Origin of the sequence: Falsibacillus pallidus (assembly GCF_003350505.1) — a bacterium.
Classification (GTDB): Bacteria; Bacillota; Bacilli; order Bacillales; family DSM-25281; genus Falsibacillus; species Falsibacillus pallidus.
In genome coordinates this window covers 1-16,702 of the sequence record NZ_QQAY01000018.1, presented here as the reverse complement: position 1 = coordinate 16,702, position 16,702 = coordinate 1, and the positions used below count along the sequence as shown (strand labels likewise).

At 42.5% G+C, this 16,702-nt stretch carries 18 protein-coding genes and 1 rRNA gene; 1 reads left to right on the top strand and 18 read right to left on the bottom strand.

Annotated elements, in window-relative coordinates:
* Positions 1-156: 156 nt before the first annotated feature.
* The 5 genes from rsmA to metG all read right to left on the bottom strand — a co-directional run bounded on the left by rsmA (position 157) and on the right by metG (position 6,236).
* The gene (gene rsmA, locus DFR59_RS17480) at positions 157-1,035 is read right to left on the bottom strand and encodes a 16S rRNA (adenine(1518)-N(6)/adenine(1519)-N(6))-dimethyltransferase RsmA (RefSeq protein WP_114746960.1); all 879 of its coding nucleotides are present in this window, start codon (positions 1,033-1,035) and stop codon (positions 157-159) included.
* The gene (gene rnmV / locus DFR59_RS17475; RefSeq protein ID WP_114746959.1) at positions 1,028-1,588 is read right to left on the bottom strand and encodes a ribonuclease M5; all 561 of its coding nucleotides are present in this window, start codon (positions 1,586-1,588) and stop codon (positions 1,028-1,030) included. The genes rsmA and rnmV overlap by 8 nt, the downstream gene beginning before the upstream one ends.
* A 151-nt stretch (positions 1,589-1,739) precedes the next feature.
* Complete coding sequence (locus DFR59_RS17470; RefSeq protein WP_245948523.1) at positions 1,740-2,939, bottom strand: G5 and 3D domain-containing protein; 1,200 nt, start codon at positions 2,937-2,939, stop codon at positions 1,740-1,742.
* 222 nt (positions 2,940-3,161) lie between these two features.
* The gene (locus tag DFR59_RS17465) at positions 3,162-3,929 is read right to left on the bottom strand and encodes a TatD family hydrolase (RefSeq protein WP_114746958.1); all 768 of its coding nucleotides are present in this window, start codon (positions 3,927-3,929) and stop codon (positions 3,162-3,164) included.
* Between the two features lie 342 nt (positions 3,930-4,271).
* Positions 4,272-6,236 carry a methionine--tRNA ligase gene (metG, locus tag DFR59_RS17460; RefSeq protein WP_114746957.1) on the bottom strand — a complete coding sequence of 655 codons (1,965 nt, stop codon included), beginning with the start codon at positions 6,234-6,236 and terminating at the stop codon, positions 4,272-4,274.
* Positions 6,237-6,859: 623 nt separating this feature from the next.
* Between metG and DFR59_RS17455 the strand changes: the two genes are divergently transcribed.
* Complete coding sequence (locus DFR59_RS17455) at positions 6,860-7,144, top strand: transition state genes transcriptional regulator AbrB (protein ID WP_114746956.1); 285 nt, start codon at positions 6,860-6,862, stop codon at positions 7,142-7,144.
* A gap of 107 nt (positions 7,145-7,251) precedes the next feature.
* Here the strand turns inward: DFR59_RS17455 and rsmI are convergent, their stop codons facing one another.
* The 13 genes from rsmI to rrf all read right to left on the bottom strand — a co-directional run.
* On the bottom strand, positions 7,252-8,121 hold the full coding sequence (gene rsmI / locus DFR59_RS17450) for a 16S rRNA (cytidine(1402)-2'-O)-methyltransferase (protein ID WP_114746955.1): 870 nt from the start codon (positions 8,119-8,121) through the stop codon (positions 7,252-7,254).
* A gap of 51 nt (positions 8,122-8,172) precedes the next feature.
* A complete protein-coding gene (locus DFR59_RS17445; protein ID WP_114746954.1) occupies positions 8,173-8,907 on the bottom strand; it encodes a tRNA1(Val) (adenine(37)-N6)-methyltransferase in 735 nt (244 codons plus the stop codon).
* A gap of 74 nt (positions 8,908-8,981) precedes the next feature.
* The gene (gene yabA, locus DFR59_RS17440) at positions 8,982-9,350 is read right to left on the bottom strand and encodes a DNA replication initiation control protein YabA (RefSeq protein WP_114746953.1); all 369 of its coding nucleotides are present in this window, start codon (positions 9,348-9,350) and stop codon (positions 8,982-8,984) included.
* Positions 9,351-9,363: 13 nt separating this feature from the next.
* Positions 9,364-10,191, bottom strand: coding sequence for a PSP1 domain-containing protein (locus tag DFR59_RS17435; protein WP_114746952.1), 828 nt, complete (start codon positions 10,189-10,191; stop codon positions 9,364-9,366).
* On the bottom strand, positions 10,184-11,185 hold the full coding sequence (holB, locus tag DFR59_RS17430; protein WP_114746951.1) for a DNA polymerase III subunit delta': 1,002 nt from the start codon (positions 11,183-11,185) through the stop codon (positions 10,184-10,186). The genes DFR59_RS17435 and holB overlap by 8 nt, the downstream gene beginning before the upstream one ends.
* A 55-nt stretch (positions 11,186-11,240) precedes the next feature.
* Entirely contained in the window at positions 11,241-11,570 is a 330-nt protein-coding gene (locus tag DFR59_RS17425; protein ID WP_114746950.1) for a cyclic-di-AMP receptor, read from the bottom strand.
* Between the two features lie 158 nt (positions 11,571-11,728).
* The gene (gene tmk, locus DFR59_RS17420) at positions 11,729-12,370 is read right to left on the bottom strand and encodes a dTMP kinase (protein WP_114746949.1); all 642 of its coding nucleotides are present in this window, start codon (positions 12,368-12,370) and stop codon (positions 11,729-11,731) included.
* Between the two features lie 57 nt (positions 12,371-12,427).
* Complete coding sequence (locus tag DFR59_RS17415) at positions 12,428-13,864, bottom strand: aminotransferase class I/II-fold pyridoxal phosphate-dependent enzyme (protein ID WP_114746948.1); 1,437 nt, start codon at positions 13,862-13,864, stop codon at positions 12,428-12,430.
* 94 nt (positions 13,865-13,958) lie between these two features.
* Complete coding sequence (locus DFR59_RS17410; protein WP_425454727.1) at positions 13,959-14,162, bottom strand: sigma factor G inhibitor Gin; 204 nt, start codon at positions 14,160-14,162, stop codon at positions 13,959-13,961.
* Between the two features lie 459 nt (positions 14,163-14,621).
* Complete coding sequence (locus DFR59_RS17405; RefSeq protein WP_147278281.1) at positions 14,622-14,801, bottom strand: KH domain-containing protein; 180 nt, start codon at positions 14,799-14,801, stop codon at positions 14,622-14,624.
* A gap of 112 nt (positions 14,802-14,913) precedes the next feature.
* Positions 14,914-15,387 (bottom strand): competence protein ComJ, encoded by a 474-nt coding sequence (gene comJ / locus DFR59_RS17400; RefSeq protein ID WP_114746945.1) that lies wholly within the window; start codon positions 15,385-15,387, stop codon positions 14,914-14,916.
* A 228-nt stretch (positions 15,388-15,615) separates the two neighbouring features.
* Positions 15,616-15,942 (bottom strand): DUF6572 domain-containing protein, encoded by a 327-nt coding sequence (locus DFR59_RS17390; protein WP_114746944.1) that lies wholly within the window; start codon positions 15,940-15,942, stop codon positions 15,616-15,618.
* Between the two features lie 667 nt (positions 15,943-16,609).
* Positions 16,610-16,702, bottom strand: a 5S ribosomal RNA gene (gene rrf, locus DFR59_RS17385); the annotation flags it as partial.

The following is a 16,702-nucleotide window of genomic DNA, read 5'->3' as shown; positions in this document are numbered from 1 at the left end:
CGTCATCTCCATTGAAACGCATAAATCATTACCTTTGATAGGCTATTCAAAAAGCATGGCCATTGTGAACAGAAAAGCGGAAGCGCCCTGATAGCCCCGACCAGCATACACAAAAAAAGCCGAAACCCCATAATGGATTCCGGCTTCACTCTATTCTTAATTAAATATAGGATGCAATTCGTTGCTTAGTCGGGCAAACTCCTGGATGCTCAACGTCTCTCCCCTTCTCGTCGGGTCGATATCCGCTTTTGCGAGGGCATCGAGGATTTGCTCCTTCTTTTCTTTGCCATTCGGCAGCTGGCTCGTCAAATTGTTCAAAATGGTCTTCCTTCGCTGAGCAAATGATGAGCGTGTGACTAAGAAGAAGAAGACTTCGTCCACAACATCAGCAGCCGGCTTGTCGAGCGTAGTCAATCGGATGACAGCTGAATCCACATTCGGCTGCGGCATAAATACCGTCTTTGGAACAATCATGACAGTCTCTGCCTTCGTGTAGTACTGAATGGCGATGGACAGTGAGCCATATTCCTTTGTTCCAGGCTTTGCAGAGATCCGGTCTGCTACTTCCTTCTGAAGCATGACTACGATCCCTCGAAGCGGAATGCGGTCCGCAAGCAATTTTAAGATGATTGGGGTTGTTACATAGTACGGAAGGTTCGCAACCACCATCAAATCTGATATCCCTTCGAATTCCTGTGCCACAAGCGTTTTAACATCGGCTTTCAGGATGTCTTCATGAATGATTTTCACATTATCGTATGGCGACAGGGTATCTGCCAGGATAGGCAGGAGCCTCTGATCGATTTCAAAAGACAGAACTTTTTTAGAGCTCCTCGCTAAATGCTCCGTAAGTGCACCGATCCCAGGGCCGACTTCAATGGCGCCGGTCTGGTCTGTGAGGCCGGCATATTCCGTGATCTTTCTCAAAATATTCGGGTCGATCAAGAAATTCTGACCTAAACTCTTTTTAAATGCGAATCCGTATTTGTCCAGTATTTCCTTTGTTCTAATGGGGGTTGCGATATCCTTATGCATCTTGCTCCTCCTGTATGATCTGTTTAATCGCTTCTGCAAACGATTCTTCGCTTATTTGAAACATCATCAGCCGCTTGTGCAGCTGCTTTCCGTTTGTGTAGCCGATTTTCAGAAGATCGCCAAGGCGCGTCCGGCGTTCCTTAGACCCTGCACCACCAATTAATCCCGCTGCAATCAAATCTTCTTGTGTAATGACTTCTTCGACTTCCTTGTCCATTTGATGCGCATCCTTCAATGCTTCTCGAATGGCTTCCGGAGATGCATGCTCCACCCCGATCCCTTTTCCGGACTTCGGCTTTGCCGCAAATTTTTCTATGAAAGCATGCTTGCATCCTGGGACTGCTTCAGAAATGGTCTTTCTGATTTTTTCACCTGGGAAATCTGGATCAGTGAAAACGATGACGCCCCTCGCCTTTTGTGCAAGCTTTATTTTTTCTATTGTTTCGGTTGAAATTGCAGAACCGTTCGTTTCAATTGTATCAGCATCAACAGCTCTCTTGATAGCTGTGGTATCATCTTTTCCTTCTACAACAATGATTTCTTTAAGTTTCATAATTCCTCCAAATGGTTTCAAAAATATTTTTGATATTATTGAAACATTTTTGTAACATTAACCGTCTATATTAATGTAAATAGATTTATTTCTTCGTTTATTATATAGGAGAACGGGAAAAAAGAAAAAAAGCAGAGGAAGCCCCCTGCCATTAATTCAATATTCTTATCTTAACACGTTTTCTGCCCCAGCGGTATGCATCTGATTTAGAGGAGAAAAATACATCGATCTTAAACCCATTGATTGCTGAACCAGTGTCAGCAGCAACGGCATACCCGTAGCCTTCCACGTAGACTTTGGTGCCAAGAGGGATAACCCTTGGATCAACCGCAATGACCTTGACACCCGGATTGGATTTCAAGTTGATTCCCGTAGCAGTATGCCCTGAACAGCCGTTGCAATGAGCGGTATAGGCTGTGGAGCTGACAAAAAACTCTTTGCCGCCGCTTTCGCTTTTACCACGTGAAGCTAATGCAACAAGCGTCTTAGTACCAACCGCCACCACTTTATCTTCGCTGTTTTTCACTTTTTTCGTAGCAAGTAATTTTCTTGAAACTTCCTTGCCATTTTCTTTAACAATTTCATAATGCTTAGAAATGACGCCTTTTTTACCTTCATGAATTACTTTTTGTTTTCCTTTTGCCAAGCTCGAATCTTTTTTCGTTACAACGGCAAAATCTGTGGGTTCTTCCACTACATCGGTGACTTTTTCAACTCGTACGACATTTATTACATCATTAGGCTCTATCTCTTGGTTCAGACCTGGTTTAACCCGGTCTAACGATTTGAGTGTAATCCCTTGTTGCTCTAAAAAGTCAGCGACCGTAGTCGAAGTGGACCAAAACTCTTTCTTTTTCCCACCATCCACTAAAGTAAACGGAAAAGCATTTTCTATCGCAATATTCATGTTGTTTTTGACATTTGTTCCGATTGCCGGGTTGATCTTATCGTGTTCCCCAACTTTTACTTTTTGTTCCTGCAATAATTCTCCAACTGTTTCTGCAGTAGTCCACACGGTTTTCTCCTTGTTTCCAACCTTGAGTCCTACCTTTTTAGCCTGTTTCCATACGACAGACGAATCATCCTTTATTTTCGCGTCTGCCGAGGGGAATAAGTAATCTTCTGAGCGAACAGAAATTTTCAAGTCTTTAAATATATCTCCAACAGTAGCTGCATGTGTGTTAACAATTTTCTTTTCGCCATTTAAAGTGAGTGCCACCGTCTTTTTCGATCCCTCAAACATAAGGACTCCGACGGCTGCCATACAAACTAGTAAACTAGCAGTAATGACGACCCACTTCTTTTTACTTATCGATTTGGAAAACAGGTTTTTCATGTTTTCAAACTTCATGAAAAACGCCTCCTTCTCTCGGAGAGATTATATAGACTATCGAAACAACTGTCAACCCATATCCATTTTTGCGGAACGTAATCCCTATTATGCATAAAGTCCCACTACTTGTGAAGGAAGACTTGTCGACATGAATATCCTATGAGAGAAGGAAGACGTGTAGAACTTTTTATATTTAGTAAAAATCGGACATGCTTTGATAGTTTTCGACGTCGAAATAACTCAATTAATGCCGAATAATTTCTTGGCATTTTCAGTTGTAATTTTAGCAACTTCTTCAAACTCAATGCCTTTGAGCTCTGCGATCTGCTCTGCCACAAGTTTTACATAGGCAGGTTCATTTCTTTTCCCCCGATTTGGGTGAGGAGCCAGATAAGGGCAGTCAGTCTCGATCAGCAGCCGGTCCATCGGCACTTCTACAGCTACTTCCTTTGGTTTTTTCGCATTTTTGAACGTGACAGGACCGCCAAGGGAGATATAAAAGTTCATATCGATGCAATCCTTTGCCGTCTCTGCGCTCCCGCTGAAGCAGTGCATGATGCCTCCGACTTCTCCGGCATTTTCTTCTTTTAAGATATCGACAATATCCTGTGTCGCCTCACGGTTATGGATCACAATCGGCAATTTTACTTTTTTCGCTAAACGGATCTGCTTCCGGAAAACTTCTTTCTGAACATCCTTAGGGGATTTATCCCAATGATAATCAAGCCCCATTTCCCCGATTGCCACCACTTTTGGATGGGCGGAAAGCTCTTCTATCAATTCAAGGTCCTCGTCTGTCATATCTATGGCATCAACTGGGTGCCAGCCGACGCATGCATAAAGAAAATCATATGTTTCCACAAGCTCCATCGCTTTACTGATGGTCGGACGGTCGAATCCGACGACCACCATTTTTTCAACTCCCGCATCTTTTGCCCGGCCAATGACTTCCTCCAGATCTTCTTCGAATTGTTCTGCATTCAAATGAACATGTGTATCAAATAGCATTCGATGTACACTCCTTAAACTGTTTCCGTAATTGATTGTCTTCCATCATTTTACCCGGAAAGTTTCTTTAATAAAAATGTTAAGGTTTAAATATTATTTTAATATCATATGAAAATGGACGGCGTTTTATTTTTCGACAACTTTCTTTCAAGTCGGTTCACTATTCGAATATAAGTAATTCTAAGGTTATATGTTGTTTCAAAAGCGAATTTAATTTTCCTACTATAATAAAATAAAAATGACATGAGAGGTCCACGTCGAAAATTGTTTCACGTGGAACACTCTCATGCCATCATTAATGTTATTCAATATTGAAATCTTTAAAGCTGAATATTGGTTGGATTATTTTACTTTTGCACCATTTGCCAATGAAGCGTCCACTTCTGCTAATGCCAGGATCCCATCTTTTTCTCCAGCGAGGATCATTCCTTCCGATAATTCACCGCGAAGTTTCACTGGCTTTAAGTTGGTCACACAGATGACTTTTCTTCCTTTTAACTCTTCAGGCTTATAATATTTCGCAATGCCTGAAACCACTTGGCGCTTTTCATATCCTAAGTCGAGCTGAATCTTTAACAGCTTATCCGCTTTTTTAACAGGCTCAGCATGGATGACTTCCGCAACTCTCAGCTCCACTTTCATGAAATCATCGATTGTGATTTCATCTGCATCCGGCTTTTCAGCTTCCTTCACTTCTTCCGTTTGCTGAACTAGTGCGTCCCCTGCCATCTGCTGTTTAATATAATCAACTTCTTCTTGGACTTCAAGGCGAGGGAAAATCGGTTCACCCTTGGAAACGACTTTGGTGCCTTCTGGAATGCTGCCGAATTCTTCAAGGCTGTCCCAAGCACGTAAAGTTTCATCGTTGATATTCAATTGATCAAAGATTCGCTTTGGCGTCTCAGTCAAGAATGGTTTCAAGAGAACCGCTGTTCTTCTAAGGGTTTCAGCTAAATGAACCATAACATGGCCTAATTCACTCTTTTTAGCTTCATCTTTCGCCAATACCCATGGCTGCGTTTCATCTATATATTTATTCGCACGGCTGATCAACTGCCAAATGGATGTCAATGCCACGGAAAACTCCATGTTCTCCATTGCCTCTTCAAAACGGGAAACCACTTCTTGGTTCATTTGAAGAAGCTGCTGGTCGAATTCGCCTTCAGATCCATTATAAGCTGGGATGACTCCGTCAAAATATTTATTGATCATGGCTACCGTCCGATTAAGAAGGTTTCCAAGATCATTGGCCAAATCAAAGTTGACTCGCTCGACAAACCCTTCAGGTGTAAATACCCCATCAGATCCAAATGGCACTTCACGCAATAAGTAATAGCGAAGAGCATCTAATCCATAGCGGTCGATCAAAGTCACGGGATCTACTACGTTCCCCTTTGACTTGGACATCTTTCCGTCCTTCATCAATAGCCAGCCATGGGCAAAAACTTTCTTCGGAAGCGGAAGGTCCAATGCCATCAGCATGATCGGCCAATAAATCGTATGGAAGCGGACAATTTCCTTCCCAACGAGATGGACATCTGCCGGCCAATATTTCAAATACTTCGAGTCATCATCTGTTCCATACCCTAATGCTGTAATATAGTTGGAAAGCGCATCGATCCATACATAGATGACATGCTTTGGATCCCCTGGCACTTTGACTCCCCAGTCAAAGGTCGTTCTTGAAACAGCCAAATTCTCAAGACCCGGTTTGATGAAGTTATTGATCATTTCATTTTTGCGTGATTCAGGCTGGATGAAATCAGGATTCTCTTCATAATACTTTAGAAGTCTGTCGACATACTTGCTCATTTTGAAGAAATAGGATTCTTCCTTCACTTTTTCGACAGGTCTTCCGCAGTCAGGGCAGTTGCCGTCGACAAGCTGACGCTCCGTGAAGAATGATTCACACGGAGTACAGTACCAGCCTTCATACTGATCAAGATAAATATCCCCTTGATCCAGCAGCTGTTTAAAGATCTTTTCAACGATTTCCTTATGTCTTGGCTGCGTCGTACGAATGAAATCATCATAAGAAATGTCGAGTTTCTTCCATAGTTCCTGGATGCCCTCAACGATTCCGTCTACATAGCTTTGAGGGGAGACTCCTTTTTCTTCTGCTTTCTTCTGGATTTTTTGTCCGTGTTCATCTGTTCCAGTCAAGTACATGACGTCGAATCCGCGCATTCTTTTATATCTTGCCATCGCATCACCGGCAACAGTTGTATAGGCATGTCCAATGTGAAGATTGCCGCTTGGATAATAAATAGGGGTTGTAATATAAAATGTCTTCAATTTTTCCTTCATCTAATAATCCTCCTATAATGATCAATGTATCGTACATTTCAATGAATTTATTAGCTATTCAGCCCGGCCTGAGATGTCCGGGGATTTATGTAACATGATGAATGAACCTGCTGTGTGAAACCGGCATGAAAAAATCCGTACAAGCAACTAAGGGCAGAGTACCCAAAAGCTTACGGATATAACTTTCTGCAAGGCTGCCGGATCAGGCAAAAATAAAGAAGATTCATCTTCTCATCATAACCTCTTCTAGTATCAAAATATACATAATATTCTTCTATTCTGCAACCGCAGGAAACCACCATTTCATTTTTTTACCACCGCACAAAAGAAACATGACACTTCATGTCGTTTTTTGTCGAATAAATGTCGAAATACTACATCTTTCGACACGGAGAATATGGAACTATATGTAATTTTCTGACACTAGAAATGTCATCCAATTTATGTAAGTGGTTTACAAACCTTGATGTGACAGGGTTTTTACAAGCATTACAATTTATATATTTTTACATATTTAGTGATTGACGAACTTGGGAATGACTGGTATGATAAAAGCAGATCAAAAAAAATGTCGAAAATTGACGAAAAGACATAGATAAAAATTTTGAGAGGAGAATTTGATTATGAAATCTACAGGTATTGTACGTAAAGTTGACGAACTAGGACGCGTGGTTATTCCAATCGAATTACGCCGTACTTTAGGAATTGCTGAGAAAGATGCTTTGGAAATCTACGTGGATGACGAAAGAATCGTTCTTAAAAAATACAAGCCAAGCATGACTTGCCAAATCACTGGTGAAGTTTCTGAAGATAATGTTAAGCTTGCAGACGGCAAATTAATCTTGAGCCGTGAAGGTGCAGAGCAACTATTGAAAGAAATCCAAGATTCTTTCGCTGCTGCAAAGTAATATTATTGCACAATTATATATTCGGATAGTGAATCGATTTTCTGTCCGTTAATGATAAAGGGTCTGACTAAAATGGTCAGACCCCTTTTTTTGACTAAACAAGTCAATCACTCTATATGATAAGCCGCATAGACTTCCCTTTTGGGCATGTCCCTGTCGACGGCCGCTAGTTTGATTGCATCCTTTGGTTTATTGCCTTGTTCAACATAATGATCGACGTGCTCCATTATCGACAAGTCTTCCCACCAGGCAGCTTTTTCTTCCTGTTCCTCAACGCTTCCTTCAATGATCAGACAGAATTCCCCTCTAACCTCACCATTTTGGGTCCATTCCAGCAGTTCAGAAACAGTTCCCCTGATGAATTCTTCAAACCGCTTCGTCAATTCACGGCAAACCGCCATTCTCCGGTCACCCCATACTTGATGAATGAGCTGCAGTGTCTCTTTTAAGCGATGTGGGGATTCATAGAGGATCATGGTGGCTGACTGATACTTCAGCTGCTCCAACTCTTCTTTTTTATCTTTTTTATTCCGTTGAAGAAATCCATAAAAATAAAAGGGTTGTGTAGCAATGCCTGATGCAATCAATGCAGACAAAGCTGCATTCGCACCCGGTAAAGGGACGACAGTAATATCATGCTGCAGCGCCTCCGCGACGACTTCGTAGCCCGGATCTGAAATGGCCGGCATGCCCGCATCGCTGACCAGCGCGATTTTCTTTCCATCCTTCAGGGATTGAATCAGTTGTTTCCCGCTGGTTTCTTTATTATGTTCGTGGTAGCTCACCAGGGGTGTAGTAATCTCAAAATAATTGCAGAGCTTCTTTGTATTGCGGGTATCCTCCGCAGCAATCAAATCCGCTTCTTTTAAAATCCTTAGTGCCCGGTAGGTCATATCCTCCAAATTCCCAATGGGAGTCGGCACAAGGTAAAGCATCCCTTTGGACTCTTCTTGATCAAAACTTTTCTGAATCTGCATATGCTTCATCCGCCTCTATTAAGTATCGTTCCTCTTATATTCTCGTTAAAATTATTTTCCATAAAGGAGTTCATGGACTTCATCCGAATAAGTACTTCCCTCTTTATAAATATAAAGCGGAGGCAATACTTTCAAGTCTGGATTTCCATCTTTGATTCCTTCTATTAATATGGTGTTGGCTTCCTTGCCGATCCGCGGATAGACAAACCGCAGCCGCTTCGGTTCCAAACGGTATTTCCTCATTAATGTCATTATGTCCATTAAACGTCCAGGTCTATGGACAAAAGCAGCCTTCCCGCCTTGTTTCAACAACTGGCTGCTTACCTTGATGACATCTTCGAGCGTACAGAGGATTTCATGTCTCGCAATGGCCAAATGCTCATTCGGATTGATTTCTTCCTTTGAAGGGGTGACAAAGTAAGGCGGATTGCAGGTGAGAACTTCAAATTTACCATGGCCCAGCACTTGGGGCATATCTTTGATATCACCGTGAATCATTCTTATTTGTTCATCAAGCTGATTGTATGAAACACTGCGCTGTGCCATATCAAACAGCTTCGACTGAATTTCCACACCCGTGATGCTGGAGTTTGTCCTAGTACTCAATAGGAGCGGAATCACTCCATTCCCAGCGCAAAGATCGATAATATTCCCTTTCTTCAACTGAACAAATCGGGCAAGCAGGACTGCATCTATAGAAAAAGAAAAAACAGCAGGGCTTTGAATGATTCTTAAATTCTCTGCCAATAAGTAGTCTAATCGTTCTTCTCCTTTAAGCTCAACCATCCGTATCCTCATTCTCCTTAAGCATAAAATCTTTCCATTAAAAAAAGAGGGCTGTCCACCAGCCCCCATATGCGTTACTTTTTATTTAAAAAAGACAGGCAGAACAAACAATCTTCATCTTTTCGTGGACTACCAAAATGGACATTGCAGATATGGAACCCTTCTTGATAGAGACGTGCGAGATTATCATATCCCTCGCCGATATCAAGGTTGCGGTCATCAATTTCTTCAAGGCTTTTCTTGGATTCACTCGGCGACGGAGCCATTTTTGGATGTTCCGTCTGTTCGAGACGGCGGCGCAAATGCTCATTCTCCACCTGGAGCGAGTTATTTTCTTCGATAATCTGCGCCAGATGCTCCTTCAAAGACCCTAATTGTTTATATAAATGTCCGATTTGCTCTTCCATATTAATGACTGAATTAAATACTTCTTTTTTGTCCACTGGTTCCACCTCATTAATCTCTTGCTTGAATCGAAACCGCACCTTCATTCACTAGTTCTTCCAACGTAAACTCAAGGACGCGCTCCTGCTCAGGCAGATTCACCTGAAGGACGCGCTCCAATATATTAAGGCCTACAACTTTCCCAGAACCTAATGGCGTTTTGATGATTTCGCCCAGATCAGGCAATTCTTCTTTCGCTGCTTCATACTCATCATTCTCGTATTTCAAGCAGCACATCAAACGTCCACACAGTCCAGAAATCTTGGTTGGGTTCAAGGAGAGATTTTGATCCTTCGCCATCTTGATGGAAACGGGTTCAAAATCCCCTAAAAACGTCGAACAGCAAAGCATGCGTCCGCATGGCCCTATTCCGCCAAGCATCTTCGCTTCATCACGCACCCCGATTTGACGGAGTTCTATTCTAGTACGGAAAATGGCAGCCAAATCTTTTACAAGCTCACGGAAATCTACTCGTCCATCCGCTGTAAAATAGAAAATTACTTTATTTCGATCAAATGTATATTCTACATCCACCAGCTTCATATCAAGCTGATGTTCAATGATCTTATCGCAGCATACTTCATACGCTTCCTTCGCTGCTGCTCTATTCTCATCTATAATCATACGATCCTTATGATCGGCAATCCTAATGACTTTTTTCAAAGGCAGGACCACATCATGTTCACCGACTTGTTTGCGTTCAACCACAACTTTCCCGTGTTCTACTCCGCGAGCCGTCTCCACAATCACGTAGCTGCCTTTTTCTACTGCAAAATCGCCTGGGTCAAAATAATAAATCTTGCCGGCTTTTTTAAATCGTATCCCTACTACTTCATACAAAAGAAGATCCCCCCTGCAATTCTAGCACAAGCTGTTCCATCAACAACTGAGGATTCATATTTGAATTTAATTTCCGTTTGGCTTCCAAAATGGCTGTCATTTGTTCCGATAACCGTCGGGCGGACGTCTGAAGGGCATCCGTTTCAAGCATTTGGCGATAATCCGGATAAACAATCTGTTCTCCCTTGCCTACTTGTATATATAGAAGATCCTTATAGATCAATAGCATTAATTCCAGTCCACGTTCAAGCTGCGGTTTCTCTTTAAAATGGTCAAACCAACCATCCTGTAAACCTACCATCGCCTGCAGCGGGCTTTTTTTAAGGCCTTCATATAATTTTAACACTATTTTTCTTGCTTGTGCAAACCACTCTTCATTGTTTAAATCAAGAGCTTCCTGGAAATTATTCGTGATGCTTGCCAAAAGCGGTGCAAAATGAGGATGTACCCCTTCTTGCTTAAGATTTTCTTTCAAAATAGAAGGCGGCAGTGGTTTAAAAGATATGAGCTGGCACCGCGATAAAATGGTCGGCAGGATGCGGTGGGCCTGTTCAGTCAAAAGAATGGCAATGGTGCCTGAATGCGGCTCCTCCAGGAATTTCAACAGACTGTTTGCTGCATTGACGGTCATTTTGTCAGCATGTGAAATCATGTAGAGCTTTTTCTTCGACTCCACACCGGTTTTATTGAATTCAGCTTGAAGCTCTTGAATCTGGCCTTTCTTGATCGACAAGCCATCCGGCTCGATCATATGTACATCTGGATGGTTTCCATTTGTGATCCTCTTACAGTTTATACACTCATCACACGGAATATAATCCTTTGAGGGATGATCGCAAAAAATACTTTTGATCAATAGCGTCCCTGCATCCTTTTTTCCGGTTCCACGCTCCCCTTCAAACAAATAGGCATGGGCAACACGGTCTTTTACCAGGCTGTTCTGTATCATTTTCATTGCGACGGGCTGAACCGACTGCAATTGTTCCCATGTCATCATCCTTACCACCACACCTTGAATCTAAGAATAAAGGGAAGAAAAAGATTCCCTATTAAAACTGATGAAACTGTTCTACCGGAAGGACGAATACTGTCGCACCGCCAACTTCCACTTCAACCGGATATGGAACATACGAATCAGCATTGCCGCCCATCGGCGAAACTGGTGCAATCAATTGATCCCTCGACTTGCAGCTGTCCTTGATCACTTGCAGTGCCTTCTCCACACGGATATCTTCCGTCCCGATCATAAATGTCGTGTTTCCTGATTTTAAAAACCCGCCCGTACTGGCCAATTTTGTCGCCCTGAAGTTATGATCGACCAAAGCCGAAGACAGTCGATTGCTGTCCTGATCCTGGACCACTGCCAAAATGAGTTTCATATACATTCCTCCTTGAACAAGTTATTTCCGATAGTATTCTATACCCCATTATATCAATAATTGATCGTGTATACATGTATTCTTCGGACCCGGCCCTAAAACCTGCAAAGCTTTGAAAAAAGCCTTGAAGCAGCTGTAAGCTTCAAGACTGTGAAAAACTACAATAATCCCTTTTGCACCAATAATTGCTCAAACTTCTTTGATGCAGCAAGATACACCTCTTCAAACGAAGCAGAAGCATCGATCCTGTGCATGCGGCCATGAAATTTCTCCAAGAGGATCTGGTAGCCCTTATACACCTTATGATGGAAGTCCAGTGCTTCCAAATCGAGCCGATTTACTTCTCTCCCCTTGTTCTTTTCAATGCGCTCAAGGCCGGCCTCAGGTGTGATATCAAAAAACAGCGTGGCATCAGGCATCATATCCTGTGTAGCAAACAAATTCATCTCATAGACTTCCTCGATGCCAAGGCCCCTTGCATATCCCTGATACGCCAATGAGCTGTCAATGAATCTGTCGCACAGGACAACCGCTCCCTTTTCCAGCGCAGGCTTCACCTTTTCTACTAAATGCTGCCTCCTTGCCGCCGCATATAGCAGCGCCTCAGTCCTCGCATCCATCTCTGTATTATCTTTATTTAAAATGATCTCCCTGATCTGCTCCGCAATCCGGATCCCGCCAGGCTCCCTGGTCAAAACGATATTGCATCCCCTTGCTGAAAAATCCTCCGCAAGCTTATTCAATATCGATGTCTTTCCAGCCCCTTCAGGACCTTCTCCCGTAATAAAAATACCGTTCATGCTCCAAACCTCCGGACTTTCCTAAAAACAAATGTTGTAATTCTAATAGTACCCCATTTACCTATTATCCTCAATAACAGCAATCAAGCCTTCCAACAGACGGTGGTCCCCCTGAAAGCGCGCCCCTGACTCCATATACATTTTCAGAGAATGAATCATCTCCCCCGTTACCTGCTCGCCAGGCATGAGAAGAGGGACTCCCGGAGGGTATGGGATCACCATTTTTGCCGAGATTCGCCCAGCTGCTTCTTCATATGGAACCCAGACGCTCGTTCTTTGACCCAATTCTTTAAAAGAAAGGAGCTGCTCACGAAATGGATTTCGGTGTCCATCTCTTATGACGACCGGCACAAAATCCGATTCCCGTTTTATAAAAATGCTCTTAAACACAGCGATTTTTTCTCCATAATCCACTTTCATGCCCTTTTTTAATAGAGGAAAAACAAACAGCACCTGGTAGGGATCCGCCATTTCCACATATATGCCTGCCTTCTCAAGCTCTGTCTGCAATTCATACCCTGAATATCCTTCTGCCTTTATGGTGATCTTCAACGGATCCTGCTTCTCTCCATTGGAAAGTGCATGGATTCCTGGGATGCTGGTCAAATCTTTTACGAAGGCATCTTTCTGTTCAATTGTGTACAAAAGATCCTCGCCAGACATCGAAGACAAATAATGCCTCGCCGCATCCAATGAAGCCATGATGGGATACGATGGACTGCTCGACTGCAGTGCACCCAGGTAGAATTCAATCCTATCGATTGGCAGCCTGTCATGATTCACATGCAAAAAAGAACCCATGGTCATCGCCGGCAGTGTCTTATGTGCAGAATGAACAACTATATCCGCCCCAAGTTGAAGCGACGATTCGGGAAAAGGACTCCCCGCTTGAAAATGCGCACCGTGCGCCTCATCCACAAGCACATAAGACCCGTGATCATGCGCCATATCTATCAAACTCTTAATATCATAGGTCAGGCCATAATAATTCGGATAGGTGAAAATGCACGCCTTCACATCCGGAAACTTTTCATAAGCTGCTGCCAGTGAGGCAGGCATCACTCCATCCCCTACATGCCAAGCTTCATTCAATGACGGTGAAAGATAGACAGGACGGACATTGGCCATCTTTAACGCATTCAATATCGACTTATGGCAATTCCGCTGAACAAAAACCGTATCTCCCTCTTCGCACACGCCTAAAATCATGGCGAGATTCCCGACAGTCGATCCATTCACCAGGAAATAACTCTTATAGGAACCATACAGGTCCCTCAACAACTCCAAGGATTCAGCTATCGCTACTTCAGGAGAATGAAAATCATCCAACCCCGAAATCTCCGTCACATCGTACTTCAAAAACTCCTTAAACTCTCTATGTAAATGTTCCGGCAAAACCTCGCCATTCTTATGCCCCGGAACATGAAAAGATACTGTTCTTTTCGCAATATGCTGCACGAGTGCATCATATAATGGGGTTTGATTTTGATTCATTCTGTTTTCCTTTCTTTCTCCTCATTTCCTCTGATTGTACAATAGATCATCGGATGGAAAAAGAAAAACCAAGCTAATTTAACGAAGCTTGGTTTTAAGAATATATTTCAGGTGTCGTAATCTTCTTCAGCCGATCGATATAATATTTGTACTTGGGATCTCTCGTATCCGTCCGAACCATATCCTCTTCACATTCGGAACAAATAAAAGACGTGTAGAGATGAATCCCCTTTGCGCGCCGTTCATCGCAGACGACACAAACTTCCTCCAAGTATTGCCTAGAAACTGCAGTTCCCAAACTCCCCACCTCCATACCCTCTATTCTGGCCCGATAACCCCATTTGTATACACAATTATGAACATTTAAATGACCCGTTCCTTCAGTGTATGTAAGATGAATTTTGTCTGTGTTTGTCTTGAAAAGATTTATATGGGGATGGGGTTTTTAATCTTGTCGAATATCCTAGACGATAGCCTGGGATATTGAAGGGTTTGTTGTTTAGGGCTGTTGACGACTGAGCACTCAATCGGAATTATAGAGAAACAGGGCGCTCGCGCATAAGAGGGGGATTTTGGCGCATAGCCCTCTCTGGCCGGCGCATAGGCAAAGTGTTTTCGCGCATAAGGAATCCCAGCTGGCGCATAAGCAGGCTTTTCTCGCGCATAGAGCCAATGGCGTGGGTGAAATCCCAATGATTTCTCCCATTTTTTCACCATGAGATCCCTTTTGAGATGAATTTGCTCTCTTTATTACCAGTTAAGGGACAATTTGAATCATTTTTAGGTTCAAATCTGCGGCTAAGTGGGGATTTTTTCGATCTTTTGCTCTTGCTGAATATTCCAGGCGTACAGCCTGGCAAATTGAAAGGGTTGTTTCTTTGCCCTTACCCATGACTAAGCGCTCGCTCGGCGTTAGTAGAAGTGAACTCTGATTCATTGCACCTCCACCCTCCAAATCCTCATCCAGAAAACACAAAAAAAGCAGCCTCTCAGCGCTTTTTCCCTAAAAATGGACGGCTGACACAATATTAGCCGCCCAATAATGAATATTATATAGCTGGATTTGCTTCCATGAATAAACGATCAGGTACATTTAATTCATCGTCCGCTTTTAACACCTTTGCTTTTGGATTTTCATTCTCTATAAATGAAAATGTATAGTGCTCGTAGCCATTTGCATTTTTAGCCGTAAACAAGACTTCATACGTACCTTCAGGTATATCAATTGGAACTGTTTCCATTACGGAACCTATCTCTATACCTCCCTTTTCAACTTTGAACGGTACAACAATCGCTCTTATGACGTCATCATCAGTTTCTATTTGTTTTGTCAGCTTCACCGTAATCTTACAATCGCCTTTACTCGAAAGCGTGCCAAAGGAAACTGAACCATCTCTCCATGAAAACCCCTGATTCACATGAGGTTTACGCCAATCATTAAAAGGGTTGTCTAGTCCATACTTAAACAATGCAATCTGTGAATAAAATATTTCCGTCTCAAAAGAACACTCACTCATTCTCATTCAATATTTCCTTTATTCTTTAAATTTTCTTATGCACCAGTCCATTTACTACTTACATCACGAACTATATCATTCTCTTGCACAAATGGTTCTCCATTTTCTTTCAATCAGGTGTCTTTGAAAGCCTTAATAATTCCGTTATCTCAAATTTTACTCTGCCACTATTACCATATACCCTGATTTTTGTATTGTATTAATGCCGCTCAATTAATCTTTTGCATATTAACTTTAATCCCCTGAAACTTCAAAACTTAAATTAAATCCAGCTTCCTTGACGGTAGAATAAGCAACATTTAGGAACTCCAAGGCATTTTCGGTCAGGTCAAATTTTGAAAAAATTTTAATTTCAAAATTCTTTCCTTTTGCTTGAGGATAACTTTCATAAACCTCCCCACTCTCTAGAAAGCTTACATATAAATTTATCTTATCTTGCAGTAAAACGAGATGTTCATATTCATTAGACCAGTCAAGGTGGTCTGTTAACGCAAGTGTTACGATTCCTGTTTCTTTGTTAATTCCAATACTATCAATTTTATCTTTATCTTCGATTGACATTTTTACATCATCTCACTTTCTATTTTTTTCTTATAATATTTATTTTAGTGGGTGGCTACAATTATCAGTGACCTCTATTTAGTGGGATTCTATCTGCTCTTGATTTTGCCGAATATCCCAGGCGAATAGCCTGGCAAATTGGATGGGTTTAGTCTTTGTTTCTCCGATTGAGCGCTCACTCGGCGCTTGTGGCAGTCCTCATTGGAGCCAAAATGGCCACTCTCGCGCATAAGGTAGTGATTTTGGCGCATAACCCTCACTGACCGGCGCATAAGCCAGGTGGTTTCGCGCATAGGCTTCATGATTTGAATCATAAGCAGGCATTTTTCGCGCATAAAGCCTCTAGCGGGACAGATTTTCCGGTGTTTTCCCCTTCTTTTTCCTCGTTTACATCCATTTCAAGATGAGGTACCCCTTAATTACCGATTAAAAGGACAATTTGAAGCATTTTAAAGTCCAAACTTGCTCCTTGGTGATGATTTCTCCCCTGTTCTCTTGATCTTGCCAAATATCCAGGCGCTAGCCTGGCAAATTGAATGGTTTGGGTCTTTGTTTCTCCGACTGAGCGCTCGCTCGGCTTTGAATCCCATGCTTTGCATCTCGCTCCTTCAAAATCACCCTCCAGAAAACACAAAAAAAGCAGCCTCTCAGCTGCTTTTTTCCTTTTGCCCGGCGACGTCCTACTCTTGCAGGGGGAAACCCCCAACTACCATTGGCGCTGAAGAGCTTAACTTCCGTGTTCGGTATGGGAACGGGTGTG